This window comes from Kocuria sediminis, assembly GCF_009735315.1.
In the GTDB taxonomy this organism is placed as follows: domain Bacteria; phylum Actinomycetota; class Actinomycetes; order Actinomycetales; family Micrococcaceae; genus Kocuria; species Kocuria turfanensis.
Map to the genome: position 1 here is coordinate 49,137 of NZ_WOGU01000004.1, position 20,716 is coordinate 69,852.

Annotated in this window: 17 protein-coding genes; 13 read left to right on the forward strand and 4 right to left on the reverse strand. The window is 73.3% G+C overall.

Features of this window, described 5'->3' with window-relative positions; translation table 11 throughout:
- The first annotated feature begins 22 nt into the window (after positions 1-22).
- The 11 genes from GMA12_RS05930 (at position 23) to GMA12_RS05980 (ending at position 12,684) form a co-directional block, all read left to right on the forward strand.
- Positions 23-238 carry a ubiquitin-like protein Pup gene (locus tag GMA12_RS05930; protein WP_156268151.1) on the forward strand — a complete coding sequence of 72 codons (216 nt, stop codon included), beginning with the start codon at positions 23-25 and terminating at the stop codon, positions 236-238.
- Positions 239-243: 5 nt separating this feature from the next.
- On the forward strand, positions 244-1,689 hold the full coding sequence (gene pafA, locus GMA12_RS05935) for a Pup--protein ligase (RefSeq protein ID WP_156268153.1): 1,446 nt from the start codon (positions 244-246) through the stop codon (positions 1,687-1,689).
- A 145-nt stretch (positions 1,690-1,834) separates the two neighbouring features.
- Positions 1,835-2,800 carry an FKBP-type peptidyl-prolyl cis-trans isomerase gene (locus GMA12_RS05940; RefSeq protein WP_162459535.1) on the forward strand — a complete coding sequence of 322 codons (966 nt, stop codon included), beginning with the start codon at positions 1,835-1,837 and terminating at the stop codon, positions 2,798-2,800.
- Positions 2,801-2,908: 108 nt separating this feature from the next.
- A complete protein-coding gene (locus GMA12_RS05945) occupies positions 2,909-3,304 on the forward strand; it encodes an FKBP-type peptidyl-prolyl cis-trans isomerase (RefSeq protein ID WP_156268155.1) in 396 nt (131 codons plus the stop codon).
- Positions 3,305-3,315: 11 nt separating this feature from the next.
- Positions 3,316-5,379, forward strand: coding sequence for a WYL domain-containing transcriptional regulator (locus GMA12_RS05950; RefSeq protein WP_156268157.1), 2,064 nt, complete (start codon positions 3,316-3,318; stop codon positions 5,377-5,379).
- Positions 5,380-5,402: 23 nt separating this feature from the next.
- Positions 5,403-5,771, forward strand: coding sequence for a hypothetical protein (locus GMA12_RS05955; protein ID WP_156268159.1), 369 nt, complete (start codon positions 5,403-5,405; stop codon positions 5,769-5,771).
- Complete coding sequence (tatA, locus tag GMA12_RS05960; RefSeq protein ID WP_062734119.1) at positions 5,764-6,069, forward strand: Sec-independent protein translocase subunit TatA; 306 nt, start codon at positions 5,764-5,766, stop codon at positions 6,067-6,069. The genes GMA12_RS05955 and tatA overlap by 8 nt, the downstream gene beginning before the upstream one ends.
- A 111-nt stretch (positions 6,070-6,180) precedes the next feature.
- A complete protein-coding gene (gene tatC / locus GMA12_RS05965; protein ID WP_156268161.1) occupies positions 6,181-7,074 on the forward strand; it encodes a twin-arginine translocase subunit TatC in 894 nt (297 codons plus the stop codon).
- A gap of 71 nt (positions 7,075-7,145) precedes the next feature.
- Positions 7,146-9,983 (forward strand): DEAD/DEAH box helicase, encoded by a 2,838-nt coding sequence (locus GMA12_RS05970; RefSeq protein ID WP_156268163.1) that lies wholly within the window; start codon positions 7,146-7,148, stop codon positions 9,981-9,983.
- A gap of 47 nt (positions 9,984-10,030) precedes the next feature.
- Positions 10,031-11,722, forward strand: a complete 1,692-nt coding sequence (locus GMA12_RS05975) for an amidohydrolase (RefSeq protein WP_162459536.1) — start codon at positions 10,031-10,033, stop codon at positions 11,720-11,722.
- Positions 11,723-11,940: 218 nt separating this feature from the next.
- The gene (locus tag GMA12_RS05980; RefSeq protein ID WP_162459537.1) at positions 11,941-12,684 is read left to right on the forward strand and encodes a polyprenol monophosphomannose synthase; all 744 of its coding nucleotides are present in this window, start codon (positions 11,941-11,943) and stop codon (positions 12,682-12,684) included.
- Positions 12,685-12,807: 123 nt separating this feature from the next.
- Here the strand turns inward: GMA12_RS05980 and GMA12_RS05985 are convergent, their stop codons facing one another.
- From GMA12_RS05985 to GMA12_RS05995, 3 genes are all read right to left on the reverse strand, one after another.
- Positions 12,808-13,143, reverse strand: coding sequence for an RNA polymerase-binding protein RbpA (locus tag GMA12_RS05985; RefSeq protein ID WP_156268165.1), 336 nt, complete (start codon positions 13,141-13,143; stop codon positions 12,808-12,810).
- A 154-nt stretch (positions 13,144-13,297) separates the two neighbouring features.
- Entirely contained in the window at positions 13,298-14,434 is a 1,137-nt protein-coding gene (locus GMA12_RS05990; protein ID WP_162459538.1) for an SPFH domain-containing protein, read from the reverse strand.
- Between the two features lie 76 nt (positions 14,435-14,510).
- Positions 14,511-15,002, reverse strand: a complete 492-nt coding sequence (locus GMA12_RS05995) for an NfeD family protein (RefSeq protein WP_156268167.1) — start codon at positions 15,000-15,002, stop codon at positions 14,511-14,513.
- 271 nt (positions 15,003-15,273) lie between these two features.
- Here GMA12_RS05995 and GMA12_RS06000 point away from each other — a divergent pair, with 271 nt between their 5' ends.
- Positions 15,274-15,696: a hypothetical protein gene (locus GMA12_RS06000; protein WP_156268169.1), complete on the forward strand. Its 423-nt coding sequence runs from the start codon at positions 15,274-15,276 to the stop codon at positions 15,694-15,696.
- A 9-nt stretch (positions 15,697-15,705) separates the two neighbouring features.
- Here the strand turns inward: GMA12_RS06000 and GMA12_RS06005 are convergent, their stop codons facing one another.
- A complete protein-coding gene (locus tag GMA12_RS06005) occupies positions 15,706-17,157 on the reverse strand; it encodes an alanine racemase (RefSeq protein ID WP_370830447.1) in 1,452 nt (483 codons plus the stop codon).
- 353 nt (positions 17,158-17,510) lie between these two features.
- Between GMA12_RS06005 and GMA12_RS06010 the strand changes: the two genes are divergently transcribed.
- Entirely contained in the window at positions 17,511-19,904 is a 2,394-nt protein-coding gene (locus tag GMA12_RS06010; protein WP_156268171.1) for an ATP-binding cassette domain-containing protein, read from the forward strand.
- Positions 19,905-20,716: the final 812 nt, after the last annotated feature.

Here is a 20,716-nt window from a genome sequence, read left to right on the forward strand (position 1 = left end):
CACCACCACAGGAGGACCACTCATGGCCCAGGAACGCATCTTCGGCACCGGCGCCCAGCGCCGCGAGGAGACCGAGCTGCCCGAGCCCGGCGCCCCCGCCCACCCCGCCGCCCAGGCCCAGTCCCAGGCGCAGACCAGCACCGGCAGCGCCGACGACCTGCTGGCCGAGATCGACGGCGTGCTCGAGTCCAACGCCGAGGAGTTCGTGAAGGGCTTCGTCCAGAAGGGCGGCCAGTAGCCCCCATGGACCGCAGGATCTACGGCATCGAGACCGAGTTCGGCATCGCCCACAGTGCCCCCGGGGCGCGGCAGCTCAGCCCGGAGGAGGCCGCCCGCACGCTCTTCCGCCCCGTGGTGGCCTGGGGCCGGTCCTCGAACGTGTTCCTGCCCAACGGGGGCCGGCTCTACCTGGACGTCGGCTCCCACCCCGAGTACGCGACCGCCGAGTGCGCGAGCCTCGAGGACCTCGTGGCCCAGGACAAGGCCGGCGAGCTGCTGGTCGACGACCTGCGGCGGCAGGCCCAGGACGCCCTGGCGGCGGAGGGGGTGCCCGGGCAGCTCTACCTGTTCAAGAACAACGTCGACTCCCGCGGCAACTCCTTCGGCTCCCACGAGAACTACCTCATCGCCCGGCGCACCGAGTTCGCCCGCCTCGTGCAGATCCTCATCCCGTTCCTGGTCACCCGCCAGCTGCTCGTGGGCGCCGGCAAGGTGCACCCCGCCGGCCCGGAGGACTTCGGGGCCGTGCCGGTGGGGTCCGGGACCCCCAGCTACTCCTTCTCCCAGCGCGCGGACCACATCTGGGAGGGCTCCTCCTCGGCCACCACCCGCTCCCGGCCGCTGATCAACACCCGGGACGAGCCGCACGCCGACGCCGAGCACTACCGCCGGCTGCACGTGATCGTGGGGGACTCCACCATGTCCCAGACCACCACGGCCCTGCGGGCGGGGACCACCGACCTGATGCTGCGGATGATCGAGGCCGGGCAGATCCTGCCGGACCGGACCATGGCCGACCCGGTGCGGTCCCTGCGGGAGGTCTCCCACGACCTCACCGGCACCCACCCGGTCCTGCTCGCCGACGGCGCCCGGCGCTCCGCCCTGGACCTGCAGCGGGAGCACCTGGAGGCCGCCCGGGCGTTCGTCGACCGGGAGGGCGCCCACCACGACCGGGTGCCGTGGGTGCTGGAGCTGTGGGAGCGCACCCTGGACGCCGTGGCCCGGCAGGACACCTCGGGCATCGACACCGAGATCGACTGGGCCATCAAGAAGAAGCTGCTCGACGGCTACGCCGCCCGCGACGGCCTCGACCTCTCCGCCCCGCGCCTGGCCCAGCTGGACCTCGCCTACCACGACACCGCCCCGGAGCGCGGGCTGTTCAACCTGCTGCAGCGGCGCGGACAGGCCGCGACCTTCGTCCCCGGCGAACGGGTCGAGGAGGCGGCGCGCACCCCGCCCGCCACCCGGGCCGCCGTCCGCGGCCGGTTCATCGACGCGGTGGTCGCCTCCGGGCACCGCTACACGGTCGACTGGGTGCACCTGAAGGTCAACGACCGCACCCAGCACACCGTGCTGTGCAAGGACCCCTTCGCCACCGAGCACCCCGAGGCCGACGCCCTGGTGGCCGCCCTGCGCGCGGCGGCCCCCGGCGAGGCCGGCCCCGCCCACGGGGACGCCCCCGTCATCTGATGCGGCGGTGACCGGCGGCCCGGCGCCGGGCCGCCGGAGCGCGCTGTCCAGTCAACATCCAGCGCCCTGCACTAGGCTGGGCGCGGCCCGGCCCTGCCGCCCGACTCCGCCGACCCACCCGGCCCGACCCCCGAGGAAGACACCTGTGCGAAAGACCCTGACCACCTCCGTTGCCGCCCTGTCCCTGATGCTCGCCCTCGCGGGCTGCTCGGGGGCCGGCGTCGACTCCGTCGAGCTCAGCAACGACCCGGCCTCGGGCACCGCCCCGTCCGTGACGTTCGAGACCCCGCTCAACGCCGAGGAGGCCGGGGCGAAGGAGCTGCGCGAGGGCGAGGGCGCGGAGATCGCCGAGGGCGACACCATCCTGCTGCAGGCGGCGCTGTTCAAGGGCTCGGACGGCACCTCGATCGGCGAGACCTACTCCCAGGGCGCCGGGCAGGTGCTCACCCTGGAGCAGGGGCTGCAGGAGTCCATCCCGGAGATGTACGACGCCCTGGTGGGCGCCAAGGAGGGCGCGATCATCGCCTACTCCTCCCCGGAGACCTCCGGCGCCGCCGGCGACGACTCGACCTCCGTGGAGGTCTACGAGGTCGTGCGCAAGATCTCCACCGAGATCGAGGGCGAGCCGCAGGACAGCCCGAAGGGGCTGCCCGAGGTCACCGAGAACGACGAGGGCGTGCCCACCGTGGCCAAGCCGGAGGGCGACGCCCCGGAGAAGCTCGTCTCCGAGTACCTCATCGAGGGCGACGGCGAGGAGGTCGCCGAGGGCGACACCGTCATCGCCAACTACGTGGGCGTGAAGTGGTCCGACGGCGAGACCTTCGACTCCTCCTATGAGAAGGGCGCCCCCGCGTCCTTCCCCCTCGACAACGTCATCGAGGGCTGGCAGGAGGGCCTGGCGGGCAAGAAGGCCGGCTCCCGCGTGATCCTGTCGGTGCCGGTCGAGCAGGCCTACGGCACGGAGAAGGACCTCGGCGAGGACTCCGAGTACCCCGCGGGGGACCTGCTGTTCGTGGTCGACATCCTGGCGGCCGTCGACACCCCCGAGGCCCCGGCCGAGGCGGAGCCCTCCGCCGCGCCCAGCGCGTCGCCCTCGGCCACCGAGGAGTAGTCCCGGTCCGCTATGGTGGCCCGGTGGGGGCGCGGCCCCCGCCGGGGCCCGCGGCCCCACCGTCCCCGGCGGCCACCCCGCCGACGACCCGACGAACCAGGAGCACCCATGTCCTTCGGAGAGCGCAGGCTCGACCGCACCAAGCCCGAGATCGACTTCCCCGAGGGGGAGGCCCCGACCGAGCTCGTCGTCACCGACCTCGTCGAGGGCACCGGCGCCGAGGCCACCGCCGGCAAGCAGATCTCCTGCCACTACGTCGGCGTGACCTTCTCCGCCGGCGAGGAGTTCGACGCCTCCTGGAACCGCGGCCAGCCGCTGGACTTCACCGTGGGCATCGGCCAGGTCATCCAGGGCTGGGACCAGGGCCTGCTGGGCATGAAGGTCGGCGGCCGCCGCCGCCTGGAGATCCCCTCCGCCATGGCCTACGGCTCCCGGGGCGCGGGCGGAGTGATCGGCCCCGACGAGGCCCTCATCTTCGTGGTGGACCTCCTCGACGTGCGCTGAGGACCCACCGGATGGCAGCCCGATCGACGGAGCGGCTTCTCAACCTGCTCATCGCCCTGGTCTCCCGCGAGCGCGGCTACACCCGCGCCGAGCTGCGGGAGGCCGTTCCGTCGTACGCGGAGTCCGCCTCGGACGAGGCCTTCGAGCGCATGTTCGAGCGCGACAAGGCGGAGCTGCGCGACCTGGGCTACCCCATCGAGGAGGTCTCCGAGGACCCCCTCTTCCCGGACGACACGCACGGGCACCGGTACCGGATCCCGCGCGGGTCCTTCACCCTGCCGCCGCTGCAGTTCACCGCGGAGGAGTCGGCGGTGCTCGCCCTGGCGGCGAACGCGTGGACGGACGCCTCCCTGGGCGAGCTGGCCCGCCGCGCCCTGCGCAAGCTCGAGCCGGCCATCGGGGGACTGCCCGACGACGACGCCCCGCCGCTGCTCCAGCCCACCCTCACCGCCCACGAGCCGTCCTTCGAGCCGCTGCTCTCGGCGGTCGTGCGCCACCGCGAGGTACGCTTCGACTACCTGGCCCGCAGCACCGACCAGCTCACCACCCGCCGGCTGCGGCCGTGGGGGATCGGCTCCCGCTACGGCAACTGGTACGTGGTCGGCTGGGACCTGGACCGCAAGGACTCCCGCACGTTCCGGCTCTCGCGGATCATGTCCGACGTCACGGTGACCCGCAAGGAGTTCGACCCGCCCGAGGGCTTCTCCATGAACGAGGCGCTCTCCCACATGGTCTCCCACGCCCCGGCGCGCACCGTCGAGGTCCTCGCCCGCCCCGGCCACGCCCTGATGCTGCGCCGGATGGCCTCCCGGCAGCAGCCCGCCGCGGCCGCCGGGGAGTGGGACCGGCTGCACATCCCCTTCGCCGAGACGGAGATCCTCGCCGAGGAGATCGCCGCGGCCGGTCCCGGCGTCGTCGTGCCCGAGGGCGGGGACGGGACGGCGCCCACCATGCAGGCCGAGGTCCGGGCCGCCGTGGTGCGCCGCCTCGGCAGCGCCGCCGCGGCCGTGGCCGCGTTCCGCGGCGTGCCGGTCGACTGGACCGTGAAGTCCCGCAAGGGCACCCGCAACAAGCTCTCCACGGCCGACCACCTCTCCCGGCTGCTCGAGATCGTCCGGTGGGTCTACGCGCACCAGGGCGCCGAGCTGGAGGAGACCGCCCGCCGCTTCGGGATCACCGACCAGGAGCTGATCGCCGACCTCAACACGCTGTTCGTGTGCGGCAAGCCCGGGCACATGCCCGACCAGCTCATCGACGCGTCCTGGGACGACGGCCACGTCTACCTCTCCAACGCGGACGAGCTCTCCGACCCCGTGCGGCTCACCCAGCCGGAGGCCTCCGCGCTGCTGGTGGGCCTGCAGACCCTGCGCACGGTGCCCGGCGGGGACTCCGAGGCCGTGGCCTCGGCGATCGCCAAGGTCGCCGGCGCCGCCGGGGACGCCGGGGTCCTGGCCAACGCGGTGGGCGCCCGTCCCATCACGGACACCCCCGCCCCGGCGCTGGCGGACGTCATGGCCACCGTGCGCCGGGCCGTGGAGGAGCGGCGCCGGATCCGGATCCGCTACGTGGTCCCGTCCCGGGACGAGCTCACCGAGCGCGTGGTCGACCCCGTGCAGGTCTTCTCCTCCAACACGCACTGGTACGTGCGCGCGTGGTGCCTGACCTCCGAGGGGATGCGCAACTTCCGGCTCGACCGGATCTCCTCCGTGGAGGACGCCGGGCCGGCCGGGGAGCGCCCGGCCGCCCAGGAGGCCGCCGCGGCGTCCCCCCCGGCCCCCGGCACCCCGGACACCGTGGAGGTCGTGCTGATCACCGACCGCCGCAGCCGGTGGATCGCGGACCAGTACCACGCGAGCCGCACCGCGGTGGTGCGGATGCCCGGCGGGCCCCGCACCGGTCCCGCCGCGGACCACGAGGCCGCGCTCATCGGCTTCCAGACGGTCGAGGCGGTGTGCGCGCTCGTCACCCGCTACGGCGGGCAGCTGGCCGTGGCCGGCCCCGAGGACGTGGTGGCGCAGGTGGAACTCTGGGTGAACTCGGCGCTGCGCGCGTACGGGGCGTCGGAACAGCCCTGACCGGCGCGCCTATACTGGAGGACATGCTCTGGTGGTCCTGGGTCCTGCTGTGGACGGTCCTCGTCCTGCTCGGCGCCGCGTTCCTCGGGCTGATGCTGTGGCGGCTGGTGAGGACGTTCCTCGCCCTGCTCCGGGACACCGAGACGGTGGCCGGGGAGTTCGCCCAGCGCTGGGACGACGCCGCCGCCGGGGTGCAGCGTCCCGTCCGGGTCGCCCCGGACCCGGCCCTGTTCACCCCGGTGGGGCAAGCCGTGGCCGACTACCGGGTCGGCCGTGACCAACGAGAAACCGCCCGTCTGAGACGCCGCATGGAGCGCAAGGACCGCATGGGCCAGCCGCAGCGGATCAGCGACATCCGCCGGGCTGAACGGAAAGGAATGTTCAATGGGTAGGCTCTTCGACAGCCCCTTCATGATCCTGATCATCCTGCTGGTGATCCTGCTGCTCTTCGGCGCGCCCAAGCTCCCGGGCATGGCCCGCAGCCTCGGCCAGTCGCTGCGCATCTTCAAGTCCGAGGTGAAGGAGATGAAGAAGGACGACCAGCCGGACGGCTCGGACGTCGTGATCGACGGCCGGCCCGTGCAGGACGGCCGAGACGCCGCCCCGGAGCCGCGCCCCGGCACGACCGGCGCCTCCGGCACGGAGACCCCGCCGCGCCCGGACCAGCGTCCCGGCAGCCCCACGGCCTGACGGCCCGCGCCCCGCACCCGAGCGGTCCGCCGCCCCCGGCGGGAGCGGGGGGCCGCTCGCCCGGTTCCCCGTCCCGTTCCCCGTCCGGCCCCGACGTCCCGGAGGTCCCCCATGTCCGCGCAGTCATCCCGCGGCCCCAAGCAGCGCCGGTCCGCGCGCAAGGCCAACCCGCAGGCGCAGATGGCCCTGGCCGAGCACCTGCGGGAGCTGCGCAACCGGCTGATCAAGGCCGCCGTGGCCACGGTCCTCGGCATGGTGGGAGGCTTCTTCCTCTACCAGCCCTTCATGGGCTACATCACCGAGCCCCTGGCGCGGCTGGCCCAGGCCGAGGGCAACCAGGCGTCCATCAACTACTCCGCGGTGGGCTCCTCCTTCAACATCATGGTGGAGGTCTCGCTGGTCCTGGGCCTGGTGCTGGCCAGCCCCGTGTGGCTGTACCAGCTCTGGGCGTTCGTGACCCCCGCCCTGCACCGCACGGAGCGGCGCTACGCGATCGGCTTCCTGGCCGCGGCGGTCCCGCTGTTCCTCGGCGGCATCGCGGTGGCCGTGCTGACCCTCCCCACGGCCGTCTACGCGCTGACCGCGTTCACGCCCACCGGCGGCACGAACTTCATCTCCGCCGACGTGTACCTGCGGTTCTTCCTCCAGCTCATCCTCACCTTCGGCATCGCGTTCGTGCTGCCGGTGTTCCTGGTGGGGCTGAACATGCTGGGGGTGCTCCCGGGCCGGACGGTGCTCAAGAGCTGGCGGATCGTGGTGGTGCTCGTGATGGTCGTCTCCGCGATGGCGGCGCCCGGCCCGGACCCCATGACCATGTTCTACCTCGCGGTGCCGCTGCTGACCCTGTTCTTCGTGGCGGTCGGGCTGTGCCTGCTCCTGGACCGGCGGCGCGCGCGGCGGGAGGAGCGGCGGGCCGCCGCCACCGGCGCGTCGGCCGACGCCGCGACCTCGGCCGACGCCCTCGAGCGGCTCGGCCGGGACCCCGAGGAGGACACCGGCGCCTGACCCGGATCGGCCCGTCGCGAACGGGCCCGCCGGGGCCCGTCCGCGACGACGATGCGCAGTAGGGTGGGCACATGTCCTCCTACGCCGACCGATACCTCGCCGCCAAGCAGCGGGCCGCCCACGCGAGGACCGAGCTGTCGGTGTTCCAGCAGCGGCTGGAGTTCGCGATGGACGAGTTCCAGGTGACCGCGTGCCGGTCCCTCGAGGAGGGCCGCGGAGCGCTCGTGGCCGCGCCCACCGGCGCCGGCAAGACCGTGGTGGGGGAGTTCGCCGTCCACCTCGCCCTCTCCCGCGGCCAGAAGGCGTTCTACACCACGCCGATCAAGGCCCTGAGCAACCAGAAGTTCCACGAGTTCTCCCGCGCCTTCGGCGCGGAGCGGGTCGGTCTGCTCACCGGCGACACCTCCGTGAACTCCGAGGCCGACGTCGTGGTGATGACCACCGAGGTCCTGCGGAACATGCTCTACGCCGACTCCCCGACGCTGCTCAACCTCGGCTTCGTGATCATGGACGAGGTGCACTACCTCGCCGACCGCTTCCGCGGCGCCGTCTGGGAGGAGGTCATCATCCACCTGCCGGAGAGCGTGCAGCTCGTCTCCCTGTCCGCGACCGTCTCCAACGCGGAGGAGTTCGGCGCGTGGCTGGACACCGTGCGCGGGCACACCGACGTCGTCGTCTCCGAGCACCGCCCCGTGCCGCTGTGGCAGCACGTGCAGGTCGGCGGGCGCCTGCTGGACCTGTTCGTGGACGACACCACCGTGGAGGAGGCGGCCGAGCGGATCGGCGGGCCCGGCCGCGACGAGCCCGAGGTCAACCCCGAGCTGCTCCAGCTCGCCCGGGCCGAGCACCCCCGCGGCGGCCGCCGCGGCGGGCGGGGCCCCGGCGGGCGCTCCCGCGACCGGTTCTCCCGCCGCAACGGCGGCGAGGGCTTCCGCCCCGGGCCCGAGACCCGGCGGGTCTCCCGCCCGCAGCTGATCCGCCGGCTCGACGCCGAGGGCCTGCTGCCGGTCATCACCTTCATCTTCTCCCGGGCCGGCTGCGACGGCGCCGTCCAGCAGTGCGTGGCCGCGGACATCCGGCTGACCACCGACAAGGAGCAGCAGACCATCCGGGCGCGCGTCGCCGAGACGGCCGCCTCCCTCGAGGCGGCCGACCTCAACGTCCTGGGCTTCTACGAGTGGCGCGACGGCCTGCTGCGCGGCGTGGCCGCCCACCACGCCGGGATGCTGCCGGCCTTCAAGGAGCTCGTGGAGCAGCTCTTCGCCGACGGCCTCGTCAAGGCGGTCTTCGCCACCGAGACCCTCGCCCTGGGCATCAACATGCCGGCCCGCTCCGTGGTGCTGGAGAAGCTCGACAAGTTCAACGGCGAGTCGAGGGTGGACATCACGCCGGGGGAGTACACCCAGCTGACCGGCCGCGCAGGGCGGCGGGGGATCGACGTCGAGGGCCACGCCGTGGTGCTCTGGCAGCCCGGCATGGACCCGCGCACCGTCGCCGGGCTCGCCTCGAAGCGCACCTATCCGCTGAACTCCAGCTTCCGGCCGACCTACAACATGTCCGTGAACCTCGTGGCGCAGTTCGGCGCCCACCGGTCCCGCAAGATCCTCGAGTCCTCCTTCGCGCAGTTCCAGGCCGACCGCTCCGTGGTGGGCCTGGCCCGCCGGGTCCGCTCCCAGGAGGAGTCGCTGCGGGGCTACGAGGAGGCGATGACCTGCCACCTGGGGGACTTCACCGAGTACGCGGCCCTGCGCCGGGAGCTCAAGGACCTCGAGCGGGCCGCGGAGCGCTCCGACTCCCGCCGGCGCCGCTCGGACGCGGTGGCCTCGCTGCACGACCTCCTGCCCGGCGACGTGGTGGAGATCCCCCGCGGGCGCAACGCCGGCTACGCCGTGGTGCTGAGCACCGACCCGAACCGGGACGACCCGCGCCCCGCCATCCTGACCCTGGACCACCAGCTGCGCCGGGTCGGGGCGCAGGACCTGGACGGGCCGCTGGAACCGGTCTCCCGGATCCGGATCCCCAAGCAGTTCACCGGCAAGACCCCCAAGGAGCGCCGGGACCTCGCCTCCTCCGTGCGCAACGCCCTGCACGAGCACCGGCCCCCACGCGGCGGCGGCCGGGGGCACACCGTCCGGTTCGACCGGGGCACCAGCGCCGCCGAGCAGCGCATCGCCGACGTCCGCAAGGCCCTGCGCGCCCACCCCTGCCACGGGTGCTCCGACCGCGAGAGCCACGCCCGCTGGGCCGAACGGTGGTGGACGCTGCGCCGGGACACCGACGGGCTGCTGCGCCAGATCGAGGGCCGCACCAACACGATCGCCAAGACCTTCGACCGGGTCTCCCAGGTGCTGGGCTCCTTCGGCTACCTCGAGACCCGGCCCGACGGCGAGGTGCGGCCCACGCACGCCGGGGAGCAGCTGCGCCGGATCTACGGGGACCGGGACCTGCTCCTGGCGCTGAGCCTGCGGGACGGCTTCCTCGACGGCCTCGACCCCGCCGCCACGGCCGGCCTGGTGACCCTGCTGGTGTACCAGGCCAAGCGCGAGGACCAGCGTGTCCAGCCCGTGCTGCCCTCCGCGGCCATGGACCGGGCGGCGCAGACTGTGGTGCGCAACTGGTCGGTGCTCACGGACCGGGAGCAGGAGCACCACCTCCCGCCCACGGCCGAGCCGGAGTTCGGCCTGGTGGAGCCCATGTACCTGTGGGCGCGGGGCGCGACGCTGAGCACCGCCCTGACCGGCACCGAGCTGGCCGCCGGGGACTTCGTCCGCTGGACCAAGCAGGTGATCGACATGCTCGACCAGCTCGCCTCCATCGACCTGCTGAGCCCCGAGCTGCGCAGCCAGTGCCAGCGCGCGATCGCGATGGTGCGCCGCGGCGTCGTCGCCCACTCGGCCTTCGAGGACTGAGCCCGCCCCGTCCGCCCCCGCCCACGCCCGTCCCGAACAGGAGCCCCGTGAGTTCCACCGCCCCCGCACGCCGTCCGGTCCTCTACCGCAACGGCTCCGTCTACAGCCCCGCCGACCCCTTCGCCACCGCCGTCCTGGTGGACGGCCCTCGCGTGGCCTGGGTGGGCTCGGAGGAGGCCGCCCGGTCCCTGCAGGACTCCTCCATGGACGTGGTGGACCTCGACGGGAGGCTGCTGGCGCCCGGGTTCGTGGACTCGCACGTGCACCTGACCGAGACGGCGCTGGCCCTGTCCACCCTCGACCTCAGCGCGGCCGGGTCCCTGCAGGAGGTGCTCGACGCCGTGGCCGGGGCCGCGCGCACCGGCCACGGCGTGGTCCTGGGCTCCGGGTGGGACGAGTCCGTGTGGCCCGAGCGGCGCGCGCCCACGGCCCAGGAGCTGGACCGTGCCGCCGGCGGGCGCGAGGTCTACCTCACCCGGATCGACGTCCATTCGGGAGTCGTCTCCGCGTCCCTCGCCCGGCGGCTCGGCCTCGCCTCCGTGGAGGGTTGGCTGGGCGACGGCCGCGTCGAGCACCTCGCGCACGACCGGGTGCGCGCCGCCGCCCTCGACCTCGACGCCGGGCGCCGGGCCGAGCTGCACCGGCTGGGCCTGCGCCACGCCGCGGCCCAGGGCTACGTGGCCCTCGCGGAGGCCAGCGCGGAGCAGGTGGCGCCCTTCGAGGACCTCGTGCACCTGGTCGCCCTCGCCAACCACGGGGTCCACGCCGACGGGCCGACCCCGCGCGTGCTGCCCTACCGGGGAGAGCTCGTGCGCGACGCCGCGCAGGCGCGCGCGGTCGTCGAGCGCTTCGACGCCGCCCTGGCACAGCTCCTCGGGCGCCCGCCGCAGCGGGGCGAGTCGCTGGTCGGCCTGGCCGGGGACCTCTGCGTGGACGGCGCCCTGGGCTCCCGCACGGCCGCCCTGCGCGCGCCCTACGCCGACGAGCCGTCCAGCACCGGTGATCTCTACCTCGACCCGGACGCCGTCGGGGCCCACCTGGCCGCGACCACGGAGGCCGGTCTGCAGGGCGGCTTCCACGTCATCGGGGACGCCGGGATGGACACGGTCCTGGACGGTCTCGACCGCGCCGCGCAGCTGGTGGGGGAGCGGGCGCTGCAGGGCGCCGGCCACCGCCTGGAGCACGCCGAGATGATCGACCCGGAGGGCATCGAGCGGCTGGCCCGCCACGCCGTGACCGTCTCCGTGCAGCCGGGCTTCGACGCCGCCTGGGGCGGGCCGGGCGGGCTGTACGAGCAGCGCCTCGGGGCCGGGCGGGCCGCGGCGATGAACCCGCTGGCCTCCTTCTACCGCGCCGGGGTGCCCGTGGCCCTGGGCAGCGACGCGCCCGTGGTGCCCCTGTCGCCGTGGGACACGGTCCGCGCCTGCCTGGAGCACCACGACCCCGAGCAGCGGATCTCCGCGCGCGCCGCCTTCCTGGCCTCCACCCGCGGCGCCTGGCGGGCCGCCCGGCACCCGGACCCGATGCAGGGCCAGCTCGCTCCCGGCACCCCGGCGACCTTCGCCGTGTGGGACGTGGAGGCGCTGATGGTGCAGCAGGCCGAGGGCACCGGCTCCTCCTGGAGCACCGACCCGCGCGCCCGCACCCCGCTGCTGCCCGCCCTGGACGGCACGGCCCTGCCCGTCTGCCGGCAGACCGTGCTCGACGGCGTGGAGCTGTTCCGCTCCGACGGATTCTGAGCCCCGTGCCGTGAGCCGGCCGCGCTCCGGCCCTGGTCCGGCCCCGTGTCGGGCGATCTTGGCCGAGCGCACGGCGCAGGATAGGCTGGGCAACTGCTGCCGGGTGGGCTCACTCGTCCTTAGAAAACAGGCCGGCATCCCCTCAGGGCTGGCCTGGTCCGAAGGCGAGGGAGCCTGCCCTGTGGTTTAACAGGTGAGACCTCGAAAGGACCGACCCGGTGCGCGTACTGACCGTCATCCCCACCTACAACGAGCGCGAGTCGTTGCCCACCGTCATGGATCGGCTGCGCCAGGCCGTCCCGGACGGGGACGTGCTGGTGGTGGACGACAACAGCCCCGACGGCACCGGCCGGCTCGCCGACGAGATGGCCGCCGCCGACGGCAACATCCACGTCCTGCACCGCACGAACAAGGAGGGCCTCGGGGCCGCCTACATCGCCGGGTTCCGCTGGGGACTGGCCCGGGACTACGACGTCCTGGTCGAGATGGACGCCGACTGCTCCCACCAGCCCGAGCAGCTGCCGCTGCTGCTGGACGCCGTGGAGCGCGGCGCCGACCTCGCCATCGGCTCCCGCTACGTCCCCGGCGGCCGCACCGTGAACTGGCCGGTGCAGCGCCAGCTGCTCTCCCGCGGCGGCAACCTCTACGCCCGCACGCTGCTGGGCTCCCGGATCCACGACATCACCGCCGGCTACCGCGCCTTCCGCCGCGGGACCCTCGAGCGGATCGGGCTGGACACGGTGGACTCGAAGGGCTACTGCTTCCAGATCGACCTCGGCTGGCGGACGGAGCGCGCCGGCCTGCAGGTCGTGGAGGTCCCGATCACCTTCGTGGAGCGGGCCGAGGGCGAGTCGAAGATGAGCCCGGACGTCACGCGCGAGGCCGTCGTGCGGGTGGCCCAGTGGGGGCTGACCGCCCGCGCGAGGACCCTGGCGGGCAAGCTCGGGCGCGCCGGCCGCTGAGCGGCCCCGGGACGCCGCACCGCAGCACCACATCGCTACGCTGCACCGGCAGGTGACCCCGGAACGCACGAAGGGCCCCACCCGAATCGGGTGGGGCCCTCCGTGCGTTCCGGGGTCGCGGGCTCAGATGGCGTGCTTCTCCCGGTAGTACTCGATCCGCTGGGCGAGGATCTCCTCCAGCTCGTCCACGCTGCGCCGCTCCAGGAGCATGTCCCAGTGCGTGCGCTGGTGCTTCTCGTTGGGGTTCTCCGGCTTCTCGCCGTTGACGATGATCGCTTCCTTGCCGGTCTTCGACACCCACACCGGCGGGATCTCGGCCTCCGCGGCGAAGGTGACCGTCACCGACTCGCCGTCCGCGGTGCGGTACTCCACACGCTGGCGCGGGGCCGGCTCGACGCCGGCCTCCGTCTCCATCGACTGGGAGCCCAGACGCATTCCCCTGAGGCTGCGGTCGCTCATAGTGGTGGTTCCTCCATAACTGACGGTGGCCACGGCCGTGGCGCACGCTCGGGCTGACGACGGGTCCAGTGGGGACCCGGGATCCTCTGGGTGCAACATCGACGGTGCCCGGGATGTTCCCCGGACCGGGCCCGGATCCCGGGCGGCCGGCGCCTCAGCGGCCGGCCGGGCCGTCCTGCGGCGGCATCGGGTCCTCGAGGCGCACGGGCGCGTCCGGGTCGATGCTCGAGGGGCGGGGGATCGTGAACTCGTCCGGGTTCACCGTGGTGCGCTCCAGGTTCGGGGAGAGGTCCTCGTCGGTGACCCGGACCTCCTCCGGGGCGACCAGCGGCTCCGACTCCGGTCCGGCGGTCTCCGCCGGTACCACGTCCTCCTCGTCGGACCCGGCGCGCCCGGGACCGGGGCCGTCGCCGTCCTCGTCGGGGCGGGAGAGGAACTCCCCGACGCCCCGCAGCGCGTCGCCCAGCTCCGCGGGGATCATCCAGACCTTGTTCGCGCTGCCCTCGGCGACCTTCGGCAACGTCTGGATGTACTGGTAGGCCAGCAGCTTCTGCGTGGGCCGGGCCCGGTGGATCGAGTCGAAGACCTTGCGGATGGCCTGCGCCTCGCCGTCGGCGCGCAGGATCGCGGCCTTCGCCTCGCCCTCGGCGGAGAGGATCGCGGACTGCCGCTGGCCCTCGGCCATGAGGATCCGGGACTGCTTGTCGCCCTCGGCCGTCAGGATGACGGCCCGGCGCTCCCGCTCGGCGCGCATCTGCTTCTCCATCGAGTCCTGGATGGAGGGCGGGGGAGTGATCTCCTTGATGTCCACCCGGGAGACCCGGATGCCCCAGCGGCCGGTCGTGGAGTCCAGGACCCCGCGCAGCTCCGCGTTGATCTTGTCCCGGGAGGTGAGCGCCTCCTCGAGGTTGAGTCCGCCCACGACGTTGCGCAGCGTGGCGGAGGTCAGCTGGTCCGCGGCCTGGATGTAGTCGACGATCTCGTAGGTCGCCGCGCGCGGGTCCGTGACCTGGAAGTAGACGACGGTGTCGATGCCCACGACCAGGTTGTCCTCGGTGATGACGGACTGCGCGGGAAAGGACTGCACCTGCTCGCGCAGGTCGATCAGCGGCAGCAGCCGGTCGATGAACGGGATGAGGAAGTGCAGCCCCGGGGTCAGGGTCGTGCGGTACTTGCCGAGGCGCTCGACGATGCCGGCCCGTGCCTGCGGGACGATCCGCACGGAGCGGAACAGGATGATGACGACCAGGACGATCAGGACGGCGAGCAGGATGATGACGGCTAGGTCCACGGGTACCTCTCTCGGTGGGTGCTGCGCGACGTCGGCGACGCCGGGCCCGGCGGCGCGGCGCCTCCGGAGCGGGGGTTCAGAAGGACGGGCGCGGCTCGGGCCGGCCGTCGGCGGTCGGGGCGGGGTGGGGGGCCACCAGGACGGTGGCGCCCTCGATCTCGTGGACGTAGACGTCGGTGCCCACCGGCAGCTGCTCGCCGGTGACCGAGCGGGCGCTCCAGGTGTCGCCCTCCAGGCGCACCAGCCCGCTGCGGGCGGTGACGGGGTCGAGGACCTGGCAGGGCAGGCCGATGAGCCGGGCCGCGTTGGACACGGTCCCGGGGGTGGACCGGTTGATCCGGCGCACGGCGATGGGCCGGACGAGGAAGATGAGCAGGACCGCGGCGAGGGCGAAGGCCACCACCTGGATCACGAAGTTGTCCGTGACCCAGCTCAGGCCGAAGGCCAGCAGGGACGCCGCGGACATCATGAGGAACACGAAGTCGAGGGTCAGCATCTCGATCGCGGCCAGCACGATCATCGCCAGCAACCAGAACAGCCACGCGTTCTCGACGAGCCATTCCCACATGATCGGTCCCGACCTCTCCTGCGCCCTCGCCAGGGCGTGCGCCCTGGTCTCCATTGTGCCCCAGCCCACCGACGCCGACCCGGAGCGGCGTGCCGCCCGACGTCCGCGGGCGGCGCCGCCCGGAATACCTGCGCTTTCCCCGCTGTTCATCCGACAACGGTGGTGCCGCGGGTCCGCGAAGGATCCGCGGCACCGCTCTCGACGACCCCCCGGCGCACCCGCGCCCCCGGGGGGAACTGCCCGGACCGCGTCAGGCGGAAGGAGGAGAACCATGAAGCTCATCACCTCGGTGGCGGTCTCGGCCGCGGGCGCATGGCTGGCCGGCACGGCGACCGCGGTGGTCGGCCTCTCCGCCCTCCAGTCCCGGCTGCCCGCCATGATGACCCGCTGGCTCGCCGCCGAACCCGACTTCGAGCGGGCGCTGGTCCTGCTCGGCACCGGGCAGTGCGAGCCCGGGGACGACCGGGCCGAGAGGCTGCGCGACCGGCTGGAGGCCGCCTCCGGGCGGCCCGTGGTGTACGTCGACGTCACCGTGCGGCCGGGCACCTCCGCGCGCCGGGCCGCCCGCAACCGCGAGCTGGCCCGCAGCTTCCACGCCGACCACGTGCTGGACCACGACCTGGACCGCGATGCCCATCTCGACCCGGGTCACGACCTGCGCCGCGACGCCGAGGGCGGGCCCGCGGGGCGCTGACGGGCCCGCTCATCCGCCGGTGGTGGTCACCGGCAGCGGCGCGGTCGCGTCGAGCATGTGGAAGGCCTCGGCGCTGAAGTCGATGACCACCTCGTCGCCCGCCGCGGCGTCCGGGACCTGCGAGAGGTCCAGGGTCACGACCGTGCCGTGGTCGAGCAGCACCGGGACCTGCTGGCCGCCCACCGTGTAGTCCAGCTCGTTCTCCCGGGACGGGATGTGGTGGATCAACCCCACCTTCTTCGGCGACGTGGTCGGATCGGTGCAGCCGTAGTCGATGCACCAGCCCTCCGGGAGCGTCTTGACCTGGGTCAGCTCCGTCGTCCAGGAGTAGACGCTGCTCTCCGGCGGGCTGCTGCTGAAGAACATCCCGCCGACCCGCAGCAGGTCGTAGTACAGCGCCTCGATGCCGTGGTCGAGGACGTCGCTGGCCCCGGCGTGGATGAGCGCGTCCTGGCCGAGGCCGGCGTTCCGGATGGCGGCCACGGCGCCGTCGAAGCGGTTCTTCTGGGCCACGGTCGTGTTGGCGGTGTCGTTGCGCTCGATGGCCTCCGCGTCCTCGGCGGTGATCGTGGAGAAGTGCGTGGCGATCCCCGCGAGCTCCAGGTGCGCGGCGCCCTCGACGGCGCGGGCCAGGGGGAGCGCCTCCTCGGGCACCACGCCCTCGCGGCCCATGCCGGTGTCGACCCACAGGTGCACCTTCAGCGTCCCGCCGGTGGTGGCCAGCACCTGCTCCGCCGCGTCGACCCAGGCGGGATCGGTGGCGGGCACCTCCACGTCGTAGTGCACCAGCAGCGGGATGTCCTCGATCTGGGCGGCGTAGAGCACGGCGATCCTCGCCTGGACACCGGCCTCGCGCAGGGCGATGGCGTCGTCGAGCTTCGGCACGAAGAGATAGTCGACGTCGGCCGCGTCCTCGATGACCTTGCCGAACACGTCCACGGGCTCGCCGTTCTTGAGCACCGCACCCAGCTGGACGTCCTGCGGGAAGTCGGCCCGGATCTCCTCGGCGTTGCGCCGCACGGTCTCCGTGTCGACCGTCAGCACGGGGATGTCCTGCGTGCCCTGCGTCGTGTAGGTGTAGGCGGTCTTCTCGCCGACCTCGTTCCCGCCGGCTGCGAAGGAGACCTCCACCGTGCCGGGCGTGCCTCCCGACGGGGCCGTGCAGGCGTGGCGGGAGGACCGCTCGTCGAACGGGCACTCGACCTCCGTCTCGCCGAACCGTGCGGTGATCGGGCCGTCGCTGTCCTCGCCGGTGTCGGCCAGGACCAGGTTGCCGCCGGTGAGCCCGCCGTGCGAGGGGGAGAGGGCCACCGAGCCGGAGGCGCTCGGCGGCAGCGCCTTTTGCGAGGAGCCGTCGTCCTGGCCGCAGCCCGCCAGGGCCAGCAGGGACAGACCGAGCAGGGACGTCACCAGCCTGTGTCCGCGGATGTCCGTCATGCCCGTGCCGTTCTGTCGTCCCACAGCGCTCCTCCCCTCGGCAGCGGCGTTTGCCGATGCACACACTGTTCGGTCACGGGGAGCGTATCCGGAGGGGGACGACCCGCGACGCGGAATCCGCCCCTCCGCGACAACGGTCCACAGATGTGCGGACAGATGCCCCGTCACACGTCCGTCATCGACGGTGAGCCGCGGCACCGCACCCGCCCCGCGGCTGCCCACCGGCCGCCGGATCCGGCGCGCCGACGGCAAGGCGCCGACCGGGCCCGCGCCTGTCCGGCCGGGGTCGCCGGGCATAGTCTCGGAGCGAGCCGGACCGGAGCGCACGTCGCCGCCGAGGACGACACCGGCGGGACCATCCAGGAGAGGACGTCACCATGAGCACGCCGCCCAGCACGGAACCGCGCACGGCCGCGCCGCACGCCGCCGACCGCCACGACCTCATCCGCGTGCAGGGGGCCCGGGAGAACAACCTCCGGGACGTCAGCGTCGAGATCCCGAAGCGCCGGCTGACCGTGTTCACCGGTGTCTCGGGGTCGGGCAAGAGCTCGCTGGTGTTCGGCACCATCGCCGCGGAGTCGCAGCGGCTGATCAACGAGACCTACAGCGCCTTCGTGCAGGGCTTCATGCCGACACTGGGCCGGCCCGAGGTCGACCTGCTGGAGGGGCTGACGACGGCCATCGTCGTCGGCCAGGAGCCGATGGGCGCCAACCCCCGCTCGACGGTCGGCACCGCCACCGACGCCAACGCGATGCTGCGGATCCTCTTCAGCAGGCTCGGAACCCCGCAGATCGGCTCACCCAACGCGTACTCGTTCAACGTGCCCTCGGTGCGGGCCAGCGGCGCGATCACCGTCGAACGCGGCCCCGGCAGGACGAGGCCGGAGAGGGCGACGTTCACCGTCCTCGGCGGCATGTGCCCGCGCTGCGAGGGCATGGGATCGGTCAGCGACGTCGCGCTGTCCGCGCTCTACGACGACGCCCTCTCGCTCAACGAGGGAGCGCTCACCATTCCCGGCTACAGCATGGACGGCTGGTACGGCCGCATCTTCCGCGGCTGCGGCTTCTTCGACCCGGACAAGCCGATCCGACGGTACTCCGAGCGGGAGCTGTACGACCTGCTGCACAAGGAGCCCACGAAGATCACGGTCGACGGCATCAACCTGACCTACGAAGGGCTGATCCCCAGGATCCAGAAGTCCATGCTGTCCAAGGACATCGAGGGACTGCAGCCGCACGTGCGGGCCTTCGTCGAGCGCGCCGCGACGTTCACGTCCTGTCCCGAGTGCGGCGGCACCCGGCTGAGCGCACCGGCCCGCTCCTCGAGGATCGACGGGAAGAACATCGCCGACGTCTGCGCGATGCAGATCAGCGACCTGGCCGGCTGGGTGCGGGAGCTGCGCGAGCCGACGGTGGCCCCGCTGCTCGCGGGGCTGCAGCACCTCCTCGACGCCTTCACGGAGATCGGGCTCGGCTATCTCTCCCTCGACCGCCCGACCGGGACCCTGTCCGGGGGAGAGGCCCAGCGCACCAGGATGATCCGCCACCTCGGGTCCTCCCTCACCGACGTGAGCTACGTCTTCGACGAGCCGACGATCGGCCTGCACCCCCACGACGTCGAACGGATGAACCGCCTGCTCCTGCAGCTGCGGGACAAGGGCAACACCGTGCTCGTCGTGGAGCACAAGCCGGAGACCATCGCGATCGCGGACCACGTCGTCGACCTCGGCCCCGGCGCCGGCAGCCACGGCGGGACCGTCGTGTTCGAGGGCACCGTCGAGGGGCTGCGCGCCGGCGGCACGCTCACCGGCAGGCACCTCGACGACCGCGCGTCCCTCAAGAAGACGGTGCGGACGCCCACCGGCGCCCTGCAGATCCGCGGCGCCGGCGCCAACAACCTCCAGGACGTCGACGTCGACATCCCGCTCGGGACGCTCTGCGTGCTCACCGGTGTCGCCGGCTCGGGCAAGAGCTCGCTGGTGCACGGCTCGGTCGCCGGCCGCGAGGGCGTGGTGCTGATCGACCAGGGCGCGATCCGCGGCTCGCGCCGGAGCAACCCGGCCACGTACACCGGCCTGCTCGACCCGATCCGCAAGGCCTTCGCCAAGGCCAACGGGGTGAAGCCCGCGCTGTTCAGCTCCAACTCCGAGGGCGCCTGTCCGACCTGCAAGGGCGCCGGGGTCATCTACACGGATCTCGGTCTCCTGGCGACCGTCGAGTCCCCCTGTGAGGAGTGCGGCGGAAGGCGCTTCCAGAGCGCCGTGCTGGAGCACACGCTGGGCGGCCGGGACATCGCCGAGGTCCTGGCGATGCCGGTGACCGAGGCCCTCGAGTTCTTCGGAGCCGGTGAGGCGCGCACGCCGGCCGCCCACCGGATCCTCGGCCGGCTCGCCGACGTGGGGCTCGGCTACCTGGTGCTCGGCCAGCCGCTCACCACACTGTCCGGCGGTGAGCGGCAGCGGCTCAAGCTGGCCGCCCAGCTCGCCGCGCAGGGCGAGGTCTACGTCCTCGACGAGCCCACCACCGGCCTGCACCTTGCCGACGTGGAGCAGCTGCTGGGACTGCTCGACCGGCTCGTCGACGCCGGGAAGTCGGTCGTCGTGATCGAGCACCACCAGGCGGTCATGGCCCACGCCGACTGGATCGTCGACCTCGGCCCCGGCGCCGGCCACGAGGGCGGCCGCGTGGTCTTCGAGGGCACGCCCGCGGATCTCGTGGCCGCCCGCTCGACCCTCACCGGACGCCACCTCGCGGCCTACGTCGGGGCGTGACCGTCGAGCGCGGTGCCACGCGTCTCGAGCCGCGGTCCAGCGGCCCGTGGTGAACGAGCAGCGACCGCGCGAGCCGGGGGAGTACCGGGGCCGGCGGCGACGCCCGTGCCCGTCGCGGCGGGACCGCCCTCGGGCGAGAGGGAACCGTGCTCGGGCGCAGCGACACCGCGGGAACGGACCGCGGGAACGGACTGCGGACGTGCCAGTGATCCGCGTCACGGATGATGCCGGGACCCGTGAACTTACGGACATCAGGGCTCGAGGGTTGCCGGGTGCCGCCACTGCGGGCCCCTCGGGCAGGCCATGGGCCCGGGCGGAGCGGGCACACCGGGAACGAACGGCCGGCAGCGGAGCGGCACGGCGGGGCCGCAGCGGCCTGAGCACGCCGATGCCGTGGATCGACCGGACGCAGGTGCCGAGGGCAGTCCGTGGCAGAGCGTCGGCGCGGCCTGTCGGTGCGGCCTGTCGGTACGGTTCCTCGGAACGTCCCGTCGTCGGACGGCGTGCGAACCCTGGGCACGGCGGACCGTTCCCGTCGAACGCCACAGTGGAACCCCACAGTGGCACGCCGATCCCGCCGAAGCTCCGGGGCGCCGCCGCGGAAAGGACCGGCCCGCGCGGAGTCCTGGTCGCGTGGGCTGACGCACCGAGCGGATCCGCCGACAGGTACGCAGAGGCAGGCCGGGTGTCCGCACGACGAGCGGACCAGCACGGTGCTTTTCGGACCCCCGACCCGCACTGCCCAAAGCGCCGATAATCGACATTATGTAAAGTACCGCGGAAGAGGGGCCTCCCCGCTCGACCCACCAGCC

Bases quoted from the DNA above. Each gene is read 5' to 3' on its own strand.
- GMA12_RS05930 (WP_156268151.1), top strand. From the start codon at position 23: ATGGCCCAGGAACGCATCTTCGGCACCGGCGCCCAGCGCCGCGAGGAG.
- pafA (WP_156268153.1), top strand. From the start codon at position 244: ATGGACCGCAGGATCTACGGCATCGAGACCGAGTTCGGCATCGCCCAC.
- GMA12_RS05945 (WP_156268155.1), top strand. From the start codon at position 2,909: ATGTCCTTCGGAGAGCGCAGGCTCGACCGCACCAAGCCCGAGATCGAC.
- GMA12_RS05950 (WP_156268157.1), top strand. From the start codon at position 3,316: ATGGCAGCCCGATCGACGGAGCGGCTTCTCAACCTGCTCATCGCCCTG.
- GMA12_RS05955 (WP_156268159.1), top strand. From the start codon at position 5,403: ATGCTCTGGTGGTCCTGGGTCCTGCTGTGGACGGTCCTCGTCCTGCTC.
- tatA (WP_062734119.1), top strand. From the start codon at position 5,764: ATGGGTAGGCTCTTCGACAGCCCCTTCATGATCCTGATCATCCTGCTG.
- tatC (WP_156268161.1), top strand. From the start codon at position 6,181: ATGTCCGCGCAGTCATCCCGCGGCCCCAAGCAGCGCCGGTCCGCGCGC.
- GMA12_RS05970 (WP_156268163.1), top strand. From the start codon at position 7,146: ATGTCCTCCTACGCCGACCGATACCTCGCCGCCAAGCAGCGGGCCGCC.
- GMA12_RS05985 (WP_156268165.1), bottom strand. From the start codon at position 13,143: ATGAGCGACCGCAGCCTCAGGGGAATGCGTCTGGGCTCCCAGTCGATG.
- GMA12_RS05995 (WP_156268167.1), bottom strand. From the start codon at position 15,002: ATGTGGGAATGGCTCGTCGAGAACGCGTGGCTGTTCTGGTTGCTGGCG.
- GMA12_RS06000 (WP_156268169.1), top strand. From the start codon at position 15,274: ATGAAGCTCATCACCTCGGTGGCGGTCTCGGCCGCGGGCGCATGGCTG.
- GMA12_RS06010 (WP_156268171.1), top strand. From the start codon at position 17,511: ATGAGCACGCCGCCCAGCACGGAACCGCGCACGGCCGCGCCGCACGCC.